We start from the raw sequence: 16854 nt of genomic DNA, 5'->3' as shown, positions 1-16854 counted from the left end.
TCGTCAAAACGGAACCGGTTCCAAAACAAGCCAAAAAAAGAGAGGAACCGGTTCCAATTCAAAGTAAAAAAATTTTGGGCCGGTTCCACGTGTCTAAGCTCTTGCATAAACCACGACGGAACCGGTTCCAATGAAATTATAAATCAGAGCTCAAAACTTTGTCAACGCTTTCCCGGTCAATCAGCTCGTTGTTCAGTATGGTTAATCGATCCACTTGCTCTTCATTGACCAATTTGATAATGCTCTGCGCGGCCATTTTTCCCGCCTGCGAGTAGTAAAACTTAATTGTAGTCAGGGCTGGATGAATAATCTCTGTAATCTGGTACCCGCCAAAACCGGTAACAGACAGGCCCGATGGAATCGAAATGTGGTTCGAATAAGCCGTTTTGAATACCCCAAGGGCAATATTATCGGTTGCGCATACAATGATCGTTGGGTCATATTGTTCAAGGATTCGGGATGACGCTGTCACGGCATCCGCCATGTTGAATCCCGTCTCGAAGTACCTCACCTCACAGTCTCCAGTTTCACTTACAGCCTGCTTGAACCCCTCTTTCCTGTGTATGCCTACAGCCACATCTTTCTCTGTCACACCCAGATAGGCAATTCTCCGGTGCCCTTTCGCGAGCACATGCCTGCCCATTGTATAACCGGCCTGAAAATCATCATGAATCAAGCTATGCAGCTCAGAATGCTGCTGCCCTACCAGCAGGACTGGAATCTCAATCTCCCGGATGGCCTTAAGATGGCCTTCGGTCACTTGAGCGGCCAGCAGAATAATACCGGAGATTTTTTGCCTTGCCAGATCATAGATCGCTTCTATTTCCCTCTGCATATCCTGGCTTGTATTTGAAATCAGCATATGATAGTTAAAGTTCCTAAGCTCCTCATCAATCCCCATCAAGGTTTGCGAGGTTGCAAAAGAGTCCAGTCTAGGCACAACCGTCCCAATGATGCTGGTCTTTTTAGCTTTCAGGCTTTGAGCAAATGTATTAGGAACATAATTGTTGAGCTTAATAATCTGCTCAAGCTTCTGCTTTGTTGGCTCACTGACCGATCCCCCGTTCAAATAACGGGATACCGTGCTCTTGGATACACCTGCGATCCGGGCAATATCTGAAATCGTCTTTATCATTTGTTCACCTTCATATGATTATTGGCGATAGGATGCTCTGTCCATTCCAATTATACTTGGTTTGATCAAGCAGCATCCACCATCTCTGAAATTTCAGGCTGCACCTGCCCTACTCCCAACCAGAAGCCAATAGAGATTAAGTCGAAATAACAGCACCCCTATTCCTGATCCGGGGAGATAAAATCCCGCAGCTGTCTGTAGATAGCGACAATCTCATCCATAGGCATACGAACCAAACCGCTTGAAGAAGGAGCTACGAATTCATGTATACCCTCAACATAGGAATCCGGCTGAAATCCCCAGGCTACCTTCTTCCTCCGCGTAAGCTCCGTATAGACCCCCTTGCCTACAAAGCAGGCAATTTGCGGACGGTAAGTCTTAAGCTTCGCCTCAAGAATTTCCCTTCCCTCGCGGTATTCCTCCCGGCTAATATCTTCAACGCCCCGAGTAGGCCGGGCTACAATATTCGTGAAGCCATATCCCAGCTTGAGCAGATCCTGATCCTCAGAAGGATCGTACAGCCGGGGAGTGAGACCGGATTGATGCAGAATTCTCCAGAAGTTATTCCGGGGATTGGCATAATGATGCCCGACTTCCCCTGAGCGAAGACTTGGATTGAAACCGATAAACACAATTTGGAGACCATAATCCAGATGATCTGTGACTTCTTGCATGGTCTATTTACCTCCTTCCCTCTAAAAGCCCTATGACGCGGTAAAGCATTCAAAGATCAAGTGAGAGAAAAATCACTGACAAAATTGATAAAAAACCCGTAAAATAGGTTGTTTTTCCCATAAGTTGGGACACTTTAATAATATAAGCTTTTTACTTGGCTAGAGCCAGATCACCTTATTCTTCTATACCTCCTCTATAGATAGAACCAAACAAAGACCTAAGATTACCAGGTAAAAGCTTAAATAAACAGAGGGAGGGGTTGTCGTGTCAGATTGATAAGATTACATTTCGTCAAATCGTCTTGGTTGCAAATGTCGTGTTGTTTTGTCTCTCTCGCCGTGCTGTCTGTGATTATTCAACCACCGTTTCTTGCCCCTCTATGTACCCGTGCTGCCAAACTTGTTTCTAGTCTGCAACTTACCCTATGAATGATAACAGCAATCCGCTTCATTTCAGCCCTTTAGGCCCTTGTAAGAAAATTCCAGCTGTGAAATAATTGAACTCCAGTGAATTCACTATTATTTTTTTCTAAAAATAAGAACATACGTTCAAATACAGGTTTATTTTGGATAATCCTCTAATATCTTAAGTGTAAGGAGTCATCATAACGAAGGGGGTTTAGACTTATGAAAGTAAGAGCTTTAACCCGCGATGAGCTAACGATATTTGAGCATTATGCAGCTGTTCATGAAGTCGCCTTCCAGAATCCGGTTATCCAGTCCTTCTTCCGTCACACTCCTCATGTCATCACTCTAGCAAACGCTCTCACAGGGTGTATGAACTGTTGGAATCAAATTCAACGTGCCTTCCAGGAGCATCTGTTTCAAATCAGGTTCATCCGGTATGTGGCCTCCGTGATTCATCTGTCAACGCTGTCCTTCATCCGGTCGAACCAAAAGATACAGCAGCGCAATCCGCTGATCATTGATCAGCCGCTGACAGAAGACAGACACGGCCACCCAGCGCGTCCGTATGAGTATGGTCCATCCGTCGATTTTTATTTCAAAGAGTACTCCTCATTCGCCGATACCATTGAGGATGAGAAGCTTTACGGGTCGTTCCGCCTGTTAACCGGCAAGCAGCAGCAGATTGTGCTTATGTCTTACGTGCTTTGTTACAGGGATACCGAAATCGCCCAAAGCCTACAAGTTAGCCCGCAGGCCGTATTCAAGACCCGGCAGCAGGCACTGCACAAGCTGCGTTCCTCTGTCCAATCGAAAGGGGTGAAGAAAAGTGGATGAAGCTATGCTTAACTTTTTGGTTCACGCCGTTAACAACGTTGGCTTTCCCATTGTCGTCATTGGATATCTGTTCTTCCGGTTTGAGAAGAAGCTAAGTGCTCTCGACCACTCGATTCAGGAACTGGACGCCGACTTCCATAAAAGAAAAAAAGCAAAGGAGTAACCCGCGATGGAGAACAATACACTGCTTGAGCTGGTAGCCAAAGCCCAGTCAGGGGACAGGGATGCGCTCTATCAAATTTTGAACCAATTCGCTCCGCTGGTCAAAAAGCACAGCCGATCGGTCGGACGATCAGACCGGGAGGATCTGGAACAGAGCATCCATGAGAAGCTAACCGAGAAAATTCTCGCCTACGACCGAAGCCGCATACCTACGCTGACAGAGTTCATTCACACCTTGGAGAAGGAGGAGAGGGAATAGGTGTTTTATCCAAAAAAGGAGGGTCAGCCGATCGGCTGACCCTCCTTCTCTGTGCTCATTATATTTAATCAAATTATGGCTTAAGTACAATATATGTCCCCAAGGTGGCAAGCTTGGCGGTCTTAAGCTTATCCTTAGCCACCTCGCTTAGCACCTTGGCCGCCTCATCGAACACTTCATCTTCGTTTAACTTGGCCCCCATCCGGATAGCTATAACCGGTTTGCCTGACTTCAATTGATCTGCGAGCTTGGTTCCATATTCAGACACCGATTTAACTTCAAGGCCATTCATAACATAATAGTCCTTGGAATTATCGGTAGATTTGAATTCTGACAATTCCTTATCAAGCCAATAAGCCTGATCTGTTTCATATTCTATGGATTTTGCAGTAGTATCGTCAGAGTTGTACAGCAGATACGGCACACCCGAGTTGGTTGCGTTATTCGTTGTATCCACGTTTACCCATTCCTGCCCAATCTTCACCTTGTTCCATGCATGAGGAACTCCGCTCATATAGCCAGTGACCGTGATAGCTTTCAGCCCGGACAGATCACTAAGCATTTTGTAGGTCGCCGCGTAAGATGCACAGACACCCACCTTCTTAACCATGATTCCATAAGTGTTAAACGAATCACTATACTTCTCATCCACTTGCTTGAAGCCGCTTGCTTCCGCACTCTTTAAAGCTTCATCATCATACTTGGTATTATCGTTGAGATAATCATAAAGCGCCTTGCGTTTATCATCATCGGTCATACCCGGCTTGATTACTGCAGCTACAATCTTTTTGGCTTCCGCAATGATCTCGCCCTGTTTCTTCTTAATATGCTCCTCAGTGTCATCGTAATTTACTTCCAGAGTCAAAGTATCATAGTCATATCTATACTGCTTAACCCCAAGAATCAGCGGATTCTGATAAACCACTTTCTGAAGCACATCTGACAAGGTTTCAAAGTTCTGAGCTTCCGGAAATGCGCTAAGTGAAATTTCTTTCTTGGCATCAACCATATTCAGAGCCAGATATTCTTCAAGAGCAGAGTCTGCATTTACTCCTGCCTCTGAAGTAACTTCCGGTACAGGAACTTCCTGCTTGTTTCCTTCCTCCACCTGTTTCTTGGTGTTATCTTTCTGGGCATCTACCAGATTATCGGTTGGAGCTGGAGCCTCTTCCTTCTTCGGCTCCTCCTTCCCCTTGGTAGTATCAATAATTGTCGGGACATCCGGCGATGGGACGTAATCCGTTGTATTCTCCGGTTCAACATAACCGCTTGTATCCTGAACCGGCCCATTGCTTTCCAGCAGCTTAACATCATCAGGAGTTGCCTTCTTAACAAGGACAAAACCTTTAAGTGCTGTTCCTTTAACCTTGAAATGTACTTCTGTTGAGCCGTATTCTTGGATTTTGAGATTTGCTGTATCAAAGATCAGATCCCGTTGACTGTGAGATCCGTCAATAAATTCCACACTTACAGATCTGGGAATATCCGAAACCTGGTCATACACTTTAAGGAAAATATTGTCAGACTTCGCAAGCCCGGCCGGGAGACGCTCTGACAGATCAGCGGTGCTGACGCCCGCACTGAAATTGGACTCTTTGCCTCCTGCTATAGCCGTAACGTAGTACTCCCCTTTTACCAACATATTCTGTAGGGAAATCGTCGCATCACTGCTTTGTCCGAGTCCCCCACGTCCATCCTTCATAAAGTCGTCAAATTCAGTTCCGGTAACTGTTGTCACCAGCTGAGGAATGTTACCTGCATACCCTTCTTCAGCCCCTCTTAGCGGCTTATTCTCGTTCTTCATAAGGGTAGTTTTGCTGCGGTTATAAATTCTGTAACCTTCCGCGCCCTCCACCTTGTTCCATTTGAGCTTAAATCGGCCATCCTGGCTGATTTCGTATTTAACAGTTGGAACAGGTACCTCCGACTTGATCGTAAACGGAATGATCAGCGGCTGATCCAGTTTGGTCGGCACATCCGCATTCAAATCGTAGTTGATTCTTGCGTAATAAATTGGAGCATTGCCCCACGCTTTCTCATACGCTGCCGGATTATCATCCGAGGCAAGAACCCCAACCGTTGGTTTTACTTCTACGGTATCTTTCGCGGCGTTTTTATCCTTAAAATCCCTAAGCGTAAAAATCTCACTTTCCTTCAACGCCTTGCTATCCGTATGTATACTTACTACGTCTGCCGCAATCTGGTCTTTGAACTTGGTATTAAATTTAAATTCCAATACCTGTTTCTGATCCACGTTATAGAGCGGCATAATTGCCTTGTCAGAAAGCTGTGCCCCATATTTCTTCTTCAAATCCGCGACCTTCGCACCGCCGGCCAATCTGGTTGCGGCACCTGTGCCCGCTTCAGCTTTTTTTGCAGCGTCCTGTCCAGAGCCATCATCACAGCCGGATAACAGCAGCGCTGCAATCAAGAATCCCCCTAACAATTTCTTCATACTCTCATGCCCCTCTCAGCAGTCCACTCCCAAGAGCTACAACTTTACGATTTTGTGAGTTCTTAAGAAGTATATAGAATTTTATACCAATCTACTTTACTACTAGGGAGATTCCAAAATCAAGTAACTTTTGATATATTCCAACATAACCCCCTTTGATTTCCCTGAATTAGACTTAACTGAGAGTGCCGTATTCTGTAACGATTAGTCATGTTAAAAAAATGGAGTCAGCCGATCGGCTGACTCTATTTGTACGGATATTCTTCTCAACAGCTCTCGTCCAAGTCCTGCATTACTTGTTTTCCGACTAAGTATGGTCTATCTTAAATTTGCCAACCAGCTGCTCAAGTTCCTCTGCCATCCGGCTGAGCTCCGTAGATGATGATGCAATCTCTTCAACCGAGGCCAACTGCTCTTCAGCAGCAGCGGAAATCGTATGTGTACTTTCGGCCGCTTCCTCGGAAATGCCCTGAATATGTTGAATCGATTGCGACACACCAGCAGCTCCTTCAGTTAAATGGACAGCCGCATTCGCGATCGCCTTCATTTTGTCTGCGGCGGTTTGAACAGCCTCACGAATCTCGGCAAACGATCTGCCTGAAATATCAACTGCGGCTACCCCCTCTCCAACGCGCTCCTTAGCCTCCTTCATGGCCAATATCGCCTGCTTCATTTCAGTCTGTATCCAGCCTATCAACTCAGAAATCTGCTGCGCCGATTCTGCTGAACCTTCGGCAAGCTTACGAATCTCTGAAGCCACAACCGCGAATCCCCGGCCCTGCTCTCCTGCTCTTGACGCCTCAATGGAAGCATTCAGGGCTAGCAAATTGGTCTGCTGGGCGATGCCTGCAATGACACTGACGATCCCCCCGATTTCCTCTGTCCGTTCATTCAGCGTCTGAATTACCCCGCCAAGCTGTTCTACCGTCATATGAATGCTGTCAATTTTCTGAACCACCGTATCCGCAGCCATGTTACCAGCTTCTGCTGACTGGGAAGCTGCCTCAATGGTGGCTGTAACCTCCTGCATATTTCCAGAAATATGAGCCGCCTCTTGGCTCATCTGATCCACAATCTCCACCCCTTGCTGAACGCTGCGCAGCTGCTGCTCGCTTCCAGAGGCTACTTCCTGAATCGTGATCGTGACATGCTCAATCGCGTGTGTGGTTTGTTCAGCACCATCAGACAACTGCTCTGCGGAGGATGATACTTTGCGGGTCGTATCCTGCACTTGGAAGATCATTTCCCTGAGGTTCTCTACCATGGTCCTGAAATTGATCGCAAGATCACCTATCTCATCATTCCGGACAGCTTTAACCTCAGCTGTCAGATCACCCTGGCTTACACTAAGTGTTTCTTGTTGCAGACGCCGGATTGGGATTGTGATCGAACGAATCACGAAGTAGACCACGATGCCTGTAACCACAATCGCTCCAAGAAGAACACATAACGAGATGTAGAATATACCTGAGACGGAGTTCGTGATCTCATCTTGATCAATAATTCCGGCTATTTTCCACCCTGTCTCCGCATTGGTCATTGTCTCAATTCTGACATTCTTGCTGTCGGAGTTAGAAGCAAGCTCCGTCATTTGACCGTTGGCCTTATAGATCTCGTTAATAAATTCTTCCTTGGCTGCTTCCCCTGGAGTTCCCTTCGGGTTGATGACATAGTTCTTCTGGCTGTCTAGGATTGTGATATACCCAGTGCTTCCAAGCTTAATATCAATAGACTTCTGCAGGCTCTGCAAATTCACCGTGAGCCCGATCACGCCAGACCCGTCCGACAGCCTCCGGGATATATAGACAACCGGTACCTTATCTGTATTTAGGGAGACCGGACTAATAACCGTCTTGCTCCCTCCTATGGCCTCCTTGTACCAGACACGTTCTCTCGGGTCGTATTTGGGATCATCCGTTTTCTTGCTTTTTCCCCTGATCATCGTCCCGTCTGTAGTCCCTACAAAGATATTTCCGACATCCTCATTTACTCCCAAATATTCCTGAAGAATATCAAGCAGGCGGGTATTTTCACGGTTCAGCATATCCGATGTAATTCGGGTAGACAGATAATTAATATTTCTCATTTTTGCCGATATCTTCTCATCAACGAACTTACTGGCCACTTTCACGCCTTCTTTGGCACTATTCGTAACATCCCCCATGATTGAAGCGGCTGACGCAACGAAAATAGAAGTGCCAATCACTGTGGTTGGAATCAACAGCACTCCGAGAAATGCAAGTATAAGCCGCATCCGAACCGTGAATCTTTTTTCTCTCTTTTTCAAACCAAGTTCCCCCTCTGATCCAATAAACATTTCTTGTTATGTAAATAAACAGACTATTTGTTTATCGGGTGGAGCTTCCACGGAGTGTATATTAATTCGCTAAAATTCTTCAAAATTCGACTTTTATGCCTAAATACCGAGCCTGTTTCATACAAAAAAAGACTTCACACAGATAAATCCGCATGCAGCCTTAAAAGCTCCAAAATATGTAACATTTGTATGTCTTGTTATGTTAAAGAGTGTACCTGGACAATCGCAAGGGGTACGGTAAGTGAACGCTACCTCACCCCTTCTGGCGCCCACGTCTTCTGAAACGTCCTAGAATCGCCTCTTTGTTTCTTTTAAACAAGATGAATAGAACAAGCAGAATTCCCGCTACAGCCACAGCAGCACCCGTATATTGCGTAGCCAGGTGAAGCAGACGCTCAAAGCTTGGCCCTAATATTTTGCCAATGGTCACATACGTGAGAACCCAGAGAAAGCCTCCCGTACAGTTATAGATCAGGAACGTGCGCAGCTTAACTCTGAGAATACCTGAGAAATAGCCTGTAAAGTGTCTTAGACCCGGCACAAAATAACTGATGAAGATCAGCCGGCTGCCATACCGGTCGAACCATACGGACAGGGTATCCAATCTTTTCTGATTCAAAAAGAAGTATTTCCCGTACTTTTCAAAAAAGGGTGTGCCCAGCTTGTAGCCGAGGGCATAGGTCAGCAGGGTCCCTGTTATTGCTCCTGTATATGAACAGACGATGATTAACGGCAGATTGAAGCTCCCTCCGCTGGAGAGATGACCGGAAATAGCCATCGCCAATTCCCCCGGAAAAGGAAGTGCAACCGATTCGGCAAACAAACCGAGAAATAACACATAGTAACCATACAAGTCAAACAAATTGCTAATCCATTCCATGTATAAGCGCTCCTAACAGCCTCATTTGCTCAGTAATTATACATTTAGTGTATCTTCTGTAAGAAGACTGTGGAATTGGCTCTGGTATAGTCTTTGTACTGGACTTTGGTCTTGGAGCTTGCCAGACCCTACCGCGCCAGTTGAAGCGGGAAAGCGATTCCTCCCCACATAGGAACAAGCAAAAAAAAAGGGTTGTCCACTACGCTCATCCTGTGAGCGGGGACAACCCTTTCTATTAACTAGCCATGGCTAGATACGGTATACCGGCTTATCGTATTCGGCTTTACGTTCGAAGAGAACCGTAAAGGCCTCTTCTTCAACCCCATCCAGAGTAGGAGCCAGCACGATCTTCAAGTGACCCGGCAGGTGAACCGGACTTTTCAGTCTGTATCTTCCGAAAGTCAGCCTTGATTTTGGTTTCATGTCGTTTCCCCTCCCAGCAAATCGTGGATTGAATCTAAGAGCGTCTTGTTAACATAACAGATCGTTTCAAACAGCGTCTCATTCACCTGAACCGTGCCTTTCAGATGGATAGTGAACACATACCTCTTAGCTAGAGGATAACATAAGATATATTCCTTCACAATGGATTTACGGTTACGCTGGCTAAAAGATACATTGCCGCTGAGATGGACATCAACGACATGGATCACCTCATGCCCGGGCTTCTTATCCTGATTAACCTCAAGCGAATACTCGCGTCCAATCTCTCCAACCCCGTCACTGCCAACCTGGCGGATCACAAGCTCATCGGCACGGAACAGTGCCGAACCGCTAACCGTGTATGGAGCGGCGACAAAAGACAGCCTAAGCGCACGGCAGATCCGGTTATACAAATCCGTATCCAGCGAAGCTTTATAGTGAAGCTCTTCGAAGAAGCCCACGATTCTGAGCAGCCGTTCCCGTTCGTCCTCCAAACGGCGGATAAGCTCTGCCGGATCGGCGTTCTTGCAGCCGAGCTCCTCAATGACCGTCCCCATCTTCCCACAGGCTACTCCCACTGCGGAATTCCAATTCTTCGGGTTGAACTGATACGTCAGTGTGGTCATTCCCAGAAGATCCGATGGGGTGCGGAAGCCTTCAATCCGCTCTTCATCCTCCTGGTTCTGAACGGGAATATTGGCCGGCATCAGGAAGAATACCCGCTCTCTGCCAAGCCGGCTCCAGAAGAGTCCCATTTCAAATATCGTATTGTCTCTTGCCGTATAATATAACTTTCCCCGGATCATTGTGACATCGTCAGGATGAAATACAAATACCGCGAAATCGCTCTCACGAATCTGAATTTCAATGTCTTCCATCGTATAACGGCCCGCCTGAAACACGCCCCGGTGCCATGGCGTAACCAACGCATAATGCTCCAATTCCTCCTGAACGGCATTCACAATCGGAATGGCTTCCTTTGATGAGCCGATAAAAACGGATGGTCTACTCATTGTTTCCCCCATGTCACCATAATCTCCCTTTTTTACATTATATCACAGGTGACATGGGTATCATGACTTATTCATCTCCCGAATTTACCGCTGGCGTGTAGACTCTTAGCATATAATTGCCACCTTCGGAGACAGCAAACGTGTGATAATGCCACGTGAGATGACCCTCATCGGGATGATCCATAATTTTCACACCCTCAAAGCTGTCCGAAACCTCATGTTTTGCCCACCATAACCTAAATTCATCACTTTGCTCAAACAGCTCATCCACCAATTTCTCATACCATGGGTCCTGAAGATTCATCGCATACTGGCTTCTGAAATGGGCCAGCAGCTTACCGGCGAAGTTGTCCCAATTCAGAATTTGTTTTTTGACTTTCTCCATGATAAAGACACGCCAAAGAAGGTTCCTTTCGATCCCCGTGTTTCGTTTTAAATCCCCGCATAACGAAGTAATCATTGGATTCCAGGACGTAACGTTCCACCTATTATCGATGATATAAGCAGGGTAGTTCCCCAGCCTGTCAAGAATAGGCTGCAATCCTGGCAGCGCCGTATGCTCATCCTCTGTGTGGAGATCTGGTTGTTGTATAGAAGGATTCGCCAGTGTATATAGATACCTGCGTTCATCCTTACTCAGCCGGAGTGTCCGGACCAGGCTCTCAAGAACCTGATCGGACACTTGAATATCCCGCCCTTGTTCTAATGCAGTATACCAGGGTAAAGAAATACCTGATAGACTAGCTACTTCTTCCCTTCTTAGACCAGGAGTACGGCGTCGCAAAGCTTCAACCTGCAGACCTGCCTGCTGCGGGGACAGACGCGAACGCCGGGTACGCAGGAAATCAGCTAACTCCTTGCGTCTTTTTTCATGGTTCACCATAAGGACACACCTTCTTATCCAGTTATAATTCATACCAGTATAAATACCACTAATATCTTGAACAGTACTATAACTGCAGTTCTATGTACCGTTTATACAACAGATTATAATCGACTCATCCCCCTACGGTACAGGAGGGGCCGTGCACAGGTAAACACTAGATCACCCTAAACCTTCCAAAACAACAGACATAAAGGAGATTTGATATGGCAAGCCAAGAAGTTAACCAACCCACAAGCGGGCTGAACAGCAAACGTATTATCTTTCTTGGAGGAACTTCAGGAATTGGATTTGCAACCGCTAAGAAAGCTGCAGGTGAAGGGGCCTCCGTTGTTGTGGTATCCAGCCGTAAGGAGAAAGTGCATGCCGCTCTCTCCCGCCTCCCTCAAGGCTCTGAAGGACATATCGTTGATTTAACGAGTGAGGAGCAGATCAGCACATTTTTCAACGGGATAGGTCAATTTGATCATTTGGTCTATACAGCAGGCGATTCATTACAGTTTACAAATCTCCACGACATGGATACGGAGGCGGCACATCAAATGTTCAACCTGCGTTATTGGGGAGCCCTCTGGGCAGCAAAGTACGGCAGCCCGCATATCAATCCTGGCGGATCGATCCTGTTCACTTCTGGGGTTGCCGGAACCAGGCCCCCAAAGGGTCTATCCGTAGCCGCCAGCGTCTGCGGGGCAATCGAAGCGCTGACCCGTGCGTTAGCGGTTGAATTAGGCCCGATACGGGTCAACACGGCCTGTTTTGGTATAATGCGTACAGAGTTATGGGACACGGTTCCAGAAGCAGAACGGGATGCCATGTATGAAGCGGCAGCCAGCTCACTTCCCGTTGGATATTTGGGAGAGCCCGGGGATGGAGCTGAGGTCTTTCTCTATTTAATGAAGGAGAAATATTCCACCGGACAGGTTGTAGTGGTGGATGGCGGCTCCATATTGGTATAATTTTTTTCTTCTTCTTGGTGTATTGCCAAGCTGAAACTAGCAAGAAGAAGGGTGCCGGAAATATCCCGGTACCCTTTTTTGTTCTTACTCTTCCATTCTCAATTCCCCCGCTTACCTGATCTTACCGTCCCGTCAGTCCGGTTTCCAGCAGCATCCGGTTTATCATCACTGCTGTCTCAGCCCGGGTAACGCCCTTCAACGGCTGGAGGAGCTCATCCGCTCCGTAAATAATGCGGGCCTTGATTAAGACAGCTGCCGCCTCTCTGGCCAGGGTATGCGTCTGATCCTGATCCTTGAACCCGGCCAGCTGCCGCTCAATCTCCCCCGCCTCCAAACGGGTGGATACACCGGCGAGCTTCATCGCGTCCAAACGGGTGGATACACCGGCGAGCTTCATCGCGTCCATTAGGAGAATCATTGCCTCTTCGCGAGTAACCTTCTGGTCAGGACGGAACAGTCCTGATGGATCAGTCTGACCCATGCCATATTGGTGTGCTCTCGCTGCAGCCCCGCTGTACCAAGCCTCCGGCTTCACATCCTTGAAGGGGCTGCTGCTTATACGCCGGTCTCCCAGCCCCATGGCCCTGACCAGGATTGAGGTGAACTCAGCCCGGGTAACAGGGGCATCCGGTGCATACTTGGCTCCAGGAAGCCCGCTGAGAATTCGGCGAGATGTTAAATCAGCCACCGCCTGCTTGGCCCAATGGCCATCCATATCACTGAACGATGCGGGCTGCCTGATCAACGCATACACACTATTGGTCAGGCTCTTGACCACGGCGAAGCCATGTCCATCCCGGACTGTGATCCGGGTAGGGACTGGATGGATCGTACCGTCCGCTTCAAGTGCAACCGCCGTGCTTACCTGGCTGGATGCAGTACCCTCCGGCAAAGGAATTTCCCGTTCGATGTAAGTTCTGAAGGTATGAAGCTCTGAGGTTCGGCCATCTATTGTGGCCGTAATCGTAAAGTCCACAGGCGGAGCCACCACCTTGAAATTTTCCTGTTCTCCGGCTTTCTGAATAAGACCTGCGGCTGACTTGTCTGCAGTCGAGATCGAGATCGTATATGCCAGGTGGGGTGAGGCGGTCTTTGATGCTTGTGTCATCGGTATCATCGGTGTCGTTGATGTCGTCTGTATCGTCGGTGCCGTCGGTGTCATCGGTGTCGTCTGTATCGTCGGTGCCGTCGGTGTCATCGGTGTCGTCGGTACCGTCGGTGCCGTTTGTATCGTCGGTGCCGTCGGTGTCATCGGTGCCGTCTCCTCAGTCTCTCCTGACTGTGTCTGCTGACCACCCTCCGGCTGTATGAGCTCCTCTACCGGGATGGTGTATGACCCAAGCAGGGTCTGAACCTGGAGCACACTCTCTTTGCGAATAAGCAGCGGAACCAGAGATTCCGGGAGCTTAACCGTAATCCGCTCAGCCGGGAGCTGGACAGGAAATGTAATTTTCGAGCCATTCTGGGAACCAACGAGCAGAGCTGACAGCCTGCTCTCATTCAAGGTCAAGCTCAGGGCCGTGCCCCCATCCCTGCTGCTCTCTTCTACCGAAGCCAGTTGATCCATCTCCTGGCCATTTAAATAAGCTTTCATATATATTCCGGCTGGCTGCGGATTGGAATCTACAGCTGAAGAACCGCCGTCTGAGCTGATTGGCGGATTAGGAGAACCGCCGGGCTCACCACCGCCCGGATTACCACCCGGCGGGTTTCCAGAGTTCCCGCCACCGTCCGCAGGGGCTGCTCTGGCCACCTCAACCCCATAGGTGCTGGTACTCCCCCGTTGCGCGGTTACCAGAAATTCCAAGCGGCTGCTTCCGACCTCCAGGGGAATCAGCGGGCTTAGCTCACCCTGAAGCGATATCGGGCCGGTGGTCAGCTTGCCACCGCTGCCATATACACTGACGGTTACAGAGGCATGAGCCTCGGTGGTTACCGCCTGAACTTGGACTCCTGGCTCCATGTTGGGCAAACCCGCCTTATACTCCTTCGTCCCGCTTGCAAAAGCCGGGGACAGTTCCACCTCCCCGCTGACCGATTTGACGCTTAGGGAGCTTAGAGAAGAATCCCCGTTCTCTTCGGAAGGGACAGCTGCCGTACTGAAGGACCAGGTGCCCGGGTCGGTAATGCCGGCATAGCTGTGCCCTTGTTTATCTACCAAAGCGCCTGGGTTTATCCCAATATAATAACCGGCATCAGGCTCGAGCTCCTTGCTAAGCGTAACAGTTACCGTCTTCCCGGATATAGTGACACGGGCCGGATCGGCGGCATCGATGGTCTCCACGACGCTACTGTCCTGCTGCTTGAACACCGTTAATCTTTTGCCAGGTACAGCCTCGACCGCAGAACTGAATTCGATTGTTAGATCTGTGTTCTTAGGGACACCGGCGCTGCCGGGAACCGGGGTAAAGCGGGTGGCACGAAGCACAGGGTCCGGATCAGGTGGGGTATCCGGCTTCCACTGCGCGTATAGAATCACGTTCGCCGCCCCCAGGATCAGCGTACTTCCGGGCAGATATCCTTGCCCGGTTCCATCCGCCCTCGTGTTCCAACCTGCGAACGTGCTGCCTTCCCGGGTTAATTTGCCGGAATTATCAGCTACCGTTGCCGCCGCCCCTTCCTCATACAACGCGTTATCCACCGGGACGGCTCCTCCGGTACTCCCATTGCCGTCATAACTTAGGCTATAGATTGCTGGCTTTCTTGTTACTGCCTTCTGCATTTGATATGCGGTCTTGTACTCCCCGCCCGCATCTTTCACGATAACATTGAAATAATACGTTGTATTCGGTATAAGTCCGGTAACCCGGACAGTATCCATATCCTGCGTATACGTTCCAACAGGGGTTCCCCTCATCTCAATCTGGGCAACGGTATTTAGATTGCTCGAGGTTGACCGGTATACCTGATACTGGAGCTTCTCCTGATCCAGCATATTGTCGGTTGCTTTTGTCCATTTCAAGGTTACCTCTGAAGCCAATACTTCCACAGCCGTAATATTTCTATCTTCGACTGTAGGCGGAGTTGTATCCAGCACCGCCTTAGACTTCACCGGAGAAGAACGGTCAACAATATCCGCCGGATAGCTCCCCATCGCAAGCTGCCCGGACCTTCCCTTCCCCCAGGTCCAGACGGTTCCATCACTCTTGACCGCCAGACTGTGATATCCCCCACCTGCAATGGATACCACGTTCTGAAGCGCCTCGCCTGAAATTGGTACAGCTCTTGATGCATTGTTCATGGTTCCATCGCCGATCTGTCCGTTTCCGTTCAGTCCCCAAGCCCAGACATGACCCCTCTCATCCAGCGCAAGACTATGGTAACCGCCCGCTGCTATAGCTTTGATCCCGCTTAGACCAGATACTTGAACCGGAATGCCCCGATCGTCCGCCGAGCCGTCACCCAGCTGATTATCGTTGTTCCTTCCCCATGTCCAGACCGTACCATCATCTTTAAGCGCAACGTTATGATAGAATCCGGCGGAGATGGCCGTTACATGATCCAAGCCTTGAACCTGAACTGGTACAACTTGATCCAAGGTTGTCCCGTCACCCAGCTCGCCTTCGTTATTGAATCCAAACGCCCAGACGGTTCCGTCACTCTTCAGCACAAGGCTGTGGTAACCGCCCGCTGCCACTGCCTTAATTCCGCTCAGGCCAGGAATGACAGAAGGTGTATTGCGGGACACCTTAGTACCAATGCCCAGCTGTCCGTTCGTGTTCTTCCCCCACGCCCACACACTACCGTCCTTCATCAGCGCGAGAGTATGGTACCCCTCTCCGCCTTTGATATCCGCCACACCGGACAACCCGGGAATCTGAGTTGGCAGGTACTGAATCGTATTGTTGCCGATGCCCAGCTGCCCTTCCCTGTTATCCCCCCATGCCCAGACACTGCCATCCCTTTTCACTGCAAAAGTGCTCCGGATTCCCGAATGAATAGAGACCACATCCGCCAGACCATCGGCTTTCTTCGGTATACCTGTGGTAGTATTGTTGCCGATGCCCAGCTGCCCAAAATCATTGGCTCCCCAGCTCCACACTTCCCCGCTGCTAGTGAGCGAAATGCTGTACCAATATCCAGCGGATATTTGAGGAGCCACAGGTCCCTCTTGCGCACTAACGTTATTGGCCGGATATCCTGGCAGTGCGGTCAGGACAAGCACAAGGCACAATATAATTTTGCCTATCTGTTTCAACACACTCTCTCCCATCTGCTTAAGGTGGGCAACTGCCCTCCCTAAATAATCTAAATTCCATAGGTGACCTGCAAGCCTTCCAGCTCACTCTAAATTCCCCGGATGAACCAGGCTGTCTCTTGCTGATCTGGTTCCCTAGTCACACCGCCCGGTCCCCTTTGCAGCCCATCCTAGCAAAACATCCTCCCTATAGCGATTAACAAACGTTAACTTTTCGGCAACTTTTTCATATAATGGGTTTAATATGAGAATAGAAC

The 16854-nt window shown here is 48.8% G+C and carries 13 protein-coding genes; 4 read left to right on the top strand and 9 right to left on the bottom strand.

The window, feature by feature from the left end; all coding sequences use genetic code 11:
* Window positions 1-136: 136 nt before the first annotated feature.
* Both BN6628_RS04695 and BN6628_RS04690 read right to left on the bottom strand, forming a co-directional pair.
* On the bottom strand, window positions 137-1135 hold the full coding sequence (locus BN6628_RS04695) for a LacI family DNA-binding transcriptional regulator (protein ID WP_068614972.1): 999 nt from the start codon (window positions 1133-1135) through the stop codon (window positions 137-139).
* A 158-nt stretch (window positions 1136-1293) separates the two neighbouring features.
* Complete coding sequence (locus BN6628_RS04690; protein ID WP_068614969.1) at window positions 1294-1809, bottom strand: mismatch-specific DNA-glycosylase; 516 nt, start codon at window positions 1807-1809, stop codon at window positions 1294-1296.
* A 627-nt stretch (window positions 1810-2436) separates the two neighbouring features.
* Here BN6628_RS04690 and BN6628_RS04685 point away from each other — a divergent pair.
* From BN6628_RS04685 to BN6628_RS04680, 3 genes are read left to right on the top strand one after another with little or no spacing between them, the layout of a single operon-like run.
* Entirely contained in the window at window positions 2437-3051 is a 615-nt protein-coding gene (locus BN6628_RS04685) for a sigma factor-like helix-turn-helix DNA-binding protein (protein ID WP_068614966.1), read from the top strand.
* On the top strand, window positions 3044-3214 hold the full coding sequence (locus BN6628_RS25500; RefSeq protein ID WP_082926793.1) for a YvrJ family protein: 171 nt from the start codon (window positions 3044-3046) through the stop codon (window positions 3212-3214). Before BN6628_RS04685 ends, BN6628_RS25500 begins: the two co-directional genes overlap by 8 nt.
* A 6-nt stretch (window positions 3215-3220) precedes the next feature.
* Entirely contained in the window at window positions 3221-3472 is a 252-nt protein-coding gene (locus BN6628_RS04680; protein ID WP_068614963.1) for a helix-turn-helix domain-containing protein, read from the top strand.
* A gap of 73 nt (window positions 3473-3545) precedes the next feature.
* Here BN6628_RS04680 and BN6628_RS04675 read toward each other — a convergent pair whose 3' ends face one another.
* The 6 genes from BN6628_RS04675 to BN6628_RS04655 form a co-directional block, all read right to left on the bottom strand.
* Window positions 3546-5927, bottom strand: a complete 2382-nt coding sequence (locus BN6628_RS04675) for a transglutaminase domain-containing protein (protein ID WP_068614960.1) — start codon at window positions 5925-5927, stop codon at window positions 3546-3548.
* 307 nt (window positions 5928-6234) lie between these two features.
* Entirely contained in the window at window positions 6235-8214 is a 1980-nt protein-coding gene (locus BN6628_RS04670) for a methyl-accepting chemotaxis protein (RefSeq protein ID WP_162272652.1), read from the bottom strand.
* 283 nt (window positions 8215-8497) lie between these two features.
* Entirely contained in the window at window positions 8498-9124 is a 627-nt protein-coding gene (locus BN6628_RS04665) for a DedA family protein (protein WP_068614953.1), read from the bottom strand.
* A gap of 249 nt (window positions 9125-9373) precedes the next feature.
* Window positions 9374-9547 carry a hypothetical protein gene (locus tag BN6628_RS26035; RefSeq protein ID WP_157692457.1) on the bottom strand — a complete coding sequence of 58 codons (174 nt, stop codon included), beginning with the start codon at window positions 9545-9547 and terminating at the stop codon, window positions 9374-9376.
* Window positions 9544-10560 carry a TIR domain-containing protein gene (locus BN6628_RS04660; protein WP_068621975.1) on the bottom strand — a complete coding sequence of 339 codons (1017 nt, stop codon included), beginning with the start codon at window positions 10558-10560 and terminating at the stop codon, window positions 9544-9546. The genes BN6628_RS26035 and BN6628_RS04660 overlap by 4 nt, the downstream gene beginning before the upstream one ends.
* Before the next feature lie 67 nt (window positions 10561-10627).
* Window positions 10628-11443, bottom strand: a complete 816-nt coding sequence (locus BN6628_RS04655; RefSeq protein ID WP_235847577.1) for a helix-turn-helix transcriptional regulator — start codon at window positions 11441-11443, stop codon at window positions 10628-10630.
* Between the two features lie 206 nt (window positions 11444-11649).
* Between BN6628_RS04655 and BN6628_RS04650 the strand changes: the two genes are divergently transcribed.
* Entirely contained in the window at window positions 11650-12399 is a 750-nt protein-coding gene (locus BN6628_RS04650) for an SDR family oxidoreductase (RefSeq protein ID WP_068614950.1), read from the top strand.
* A 121-nt stretch (window positions 12400-12520) separates the two neighbouring features.
* Here BN6628_RS04650 and BN6628_RS04645 read toward each other — a convergent pair whose 3' ends face one another.
* A complete protein-coding gene (locus BN6628_RS04645; RefSeq protein ID WP_162272651.1) occupies window positions 12521-16597 on the bottom strand; it encodes an RCC1 domain-containing protein in 4077 nt (1358 codons plus the stop codon).
* Between the last annotated feature and the right edge of the window lie 257 nt (window positions 16598-16854).

The sequence above is a fragment of the Paenibacillus tuaregi genome (assembly GCF_900086655.1).
In the GTDB taxonomy this organism is placed as follows: Bacteria; Bacillota; Bacilli; order Paenibacillales; family Paenibacillaceae; genus Fontibacillus; species Fontibacillus tuaregi.
This window is presented reverse-complemented; position numbering and strand designations above follow the sequence as displayed.

Coding starts and splice junctions, on each gene's coding strand:
- BN6628_RS04675 (WP_068614960.1), bottom strand. CDS start 5,927: ATGAAGAAATTGTTAGGGGGATTCTTGATTGCAGCGCTGCTGTTATCC.
- BN6628_RS04665 (WP_068614953.1), bottom strand. CDS start 9,124: ATGGAATGGATTAGCAATTTGTTTGACTTGTATGGTTACTATGTGTTA.
- BN6628_RS04680 (WP_068614963.1), top strand. CDS start 3,221: ATGGAGAACAATACACTGCTTGAGCTGGTAGCCAAAGCCCAGTCAGGG.
- BN6628_RS04685 (WP_068614966.1), top strand. CDS start 2,437: ATGAAAGTAAGAGCTTTAACCCGCGATGAGCTAACGATATTTGAGCAT.
- BN6628_RS04660 (WP_068621975.1), bottom strand. CDS start 10,560: ATGAGTAGACCATCCGTTTTTATCGGCTCATCAAAGGAAGCCATTCCG.
- BN6628_RS04690 (WP_068614969.1), bottom strand. CDS start 1,809: ATGCAAGAAGTCACAGATCATCTGGATTATGGTCTCCAAATTGTGTTT.
- BN6628_RS04655 (WP_235847577.1), bottom strand. CDS start 11,443: ATGGTGAACCATGAAAAAAGACGCAAGGAGTTAGCTGATTTCCTGCGT.
- BN6628_RS04695 (WP_068614972.1), bottom strand. CDS start 1,135: ATGATAAAGACGATTTCAGATATTGCCCGGATCGCAGGTGTATCCAAG.
- BN6628_RS26035 (WP_157692457.1), bottom strand. CDS start 9,547: ATGAAACCAAAATCAAGGCTGACTTTCGGAAGATACAGACTGAAAAGT.
- BN6628_RS04650 (WP_068614950.1), top strand. CDS start 11,650: ATGGCAAGCCAAGAAGTTAACCAACCCACAAGCGGGCTGAACAGCAAA.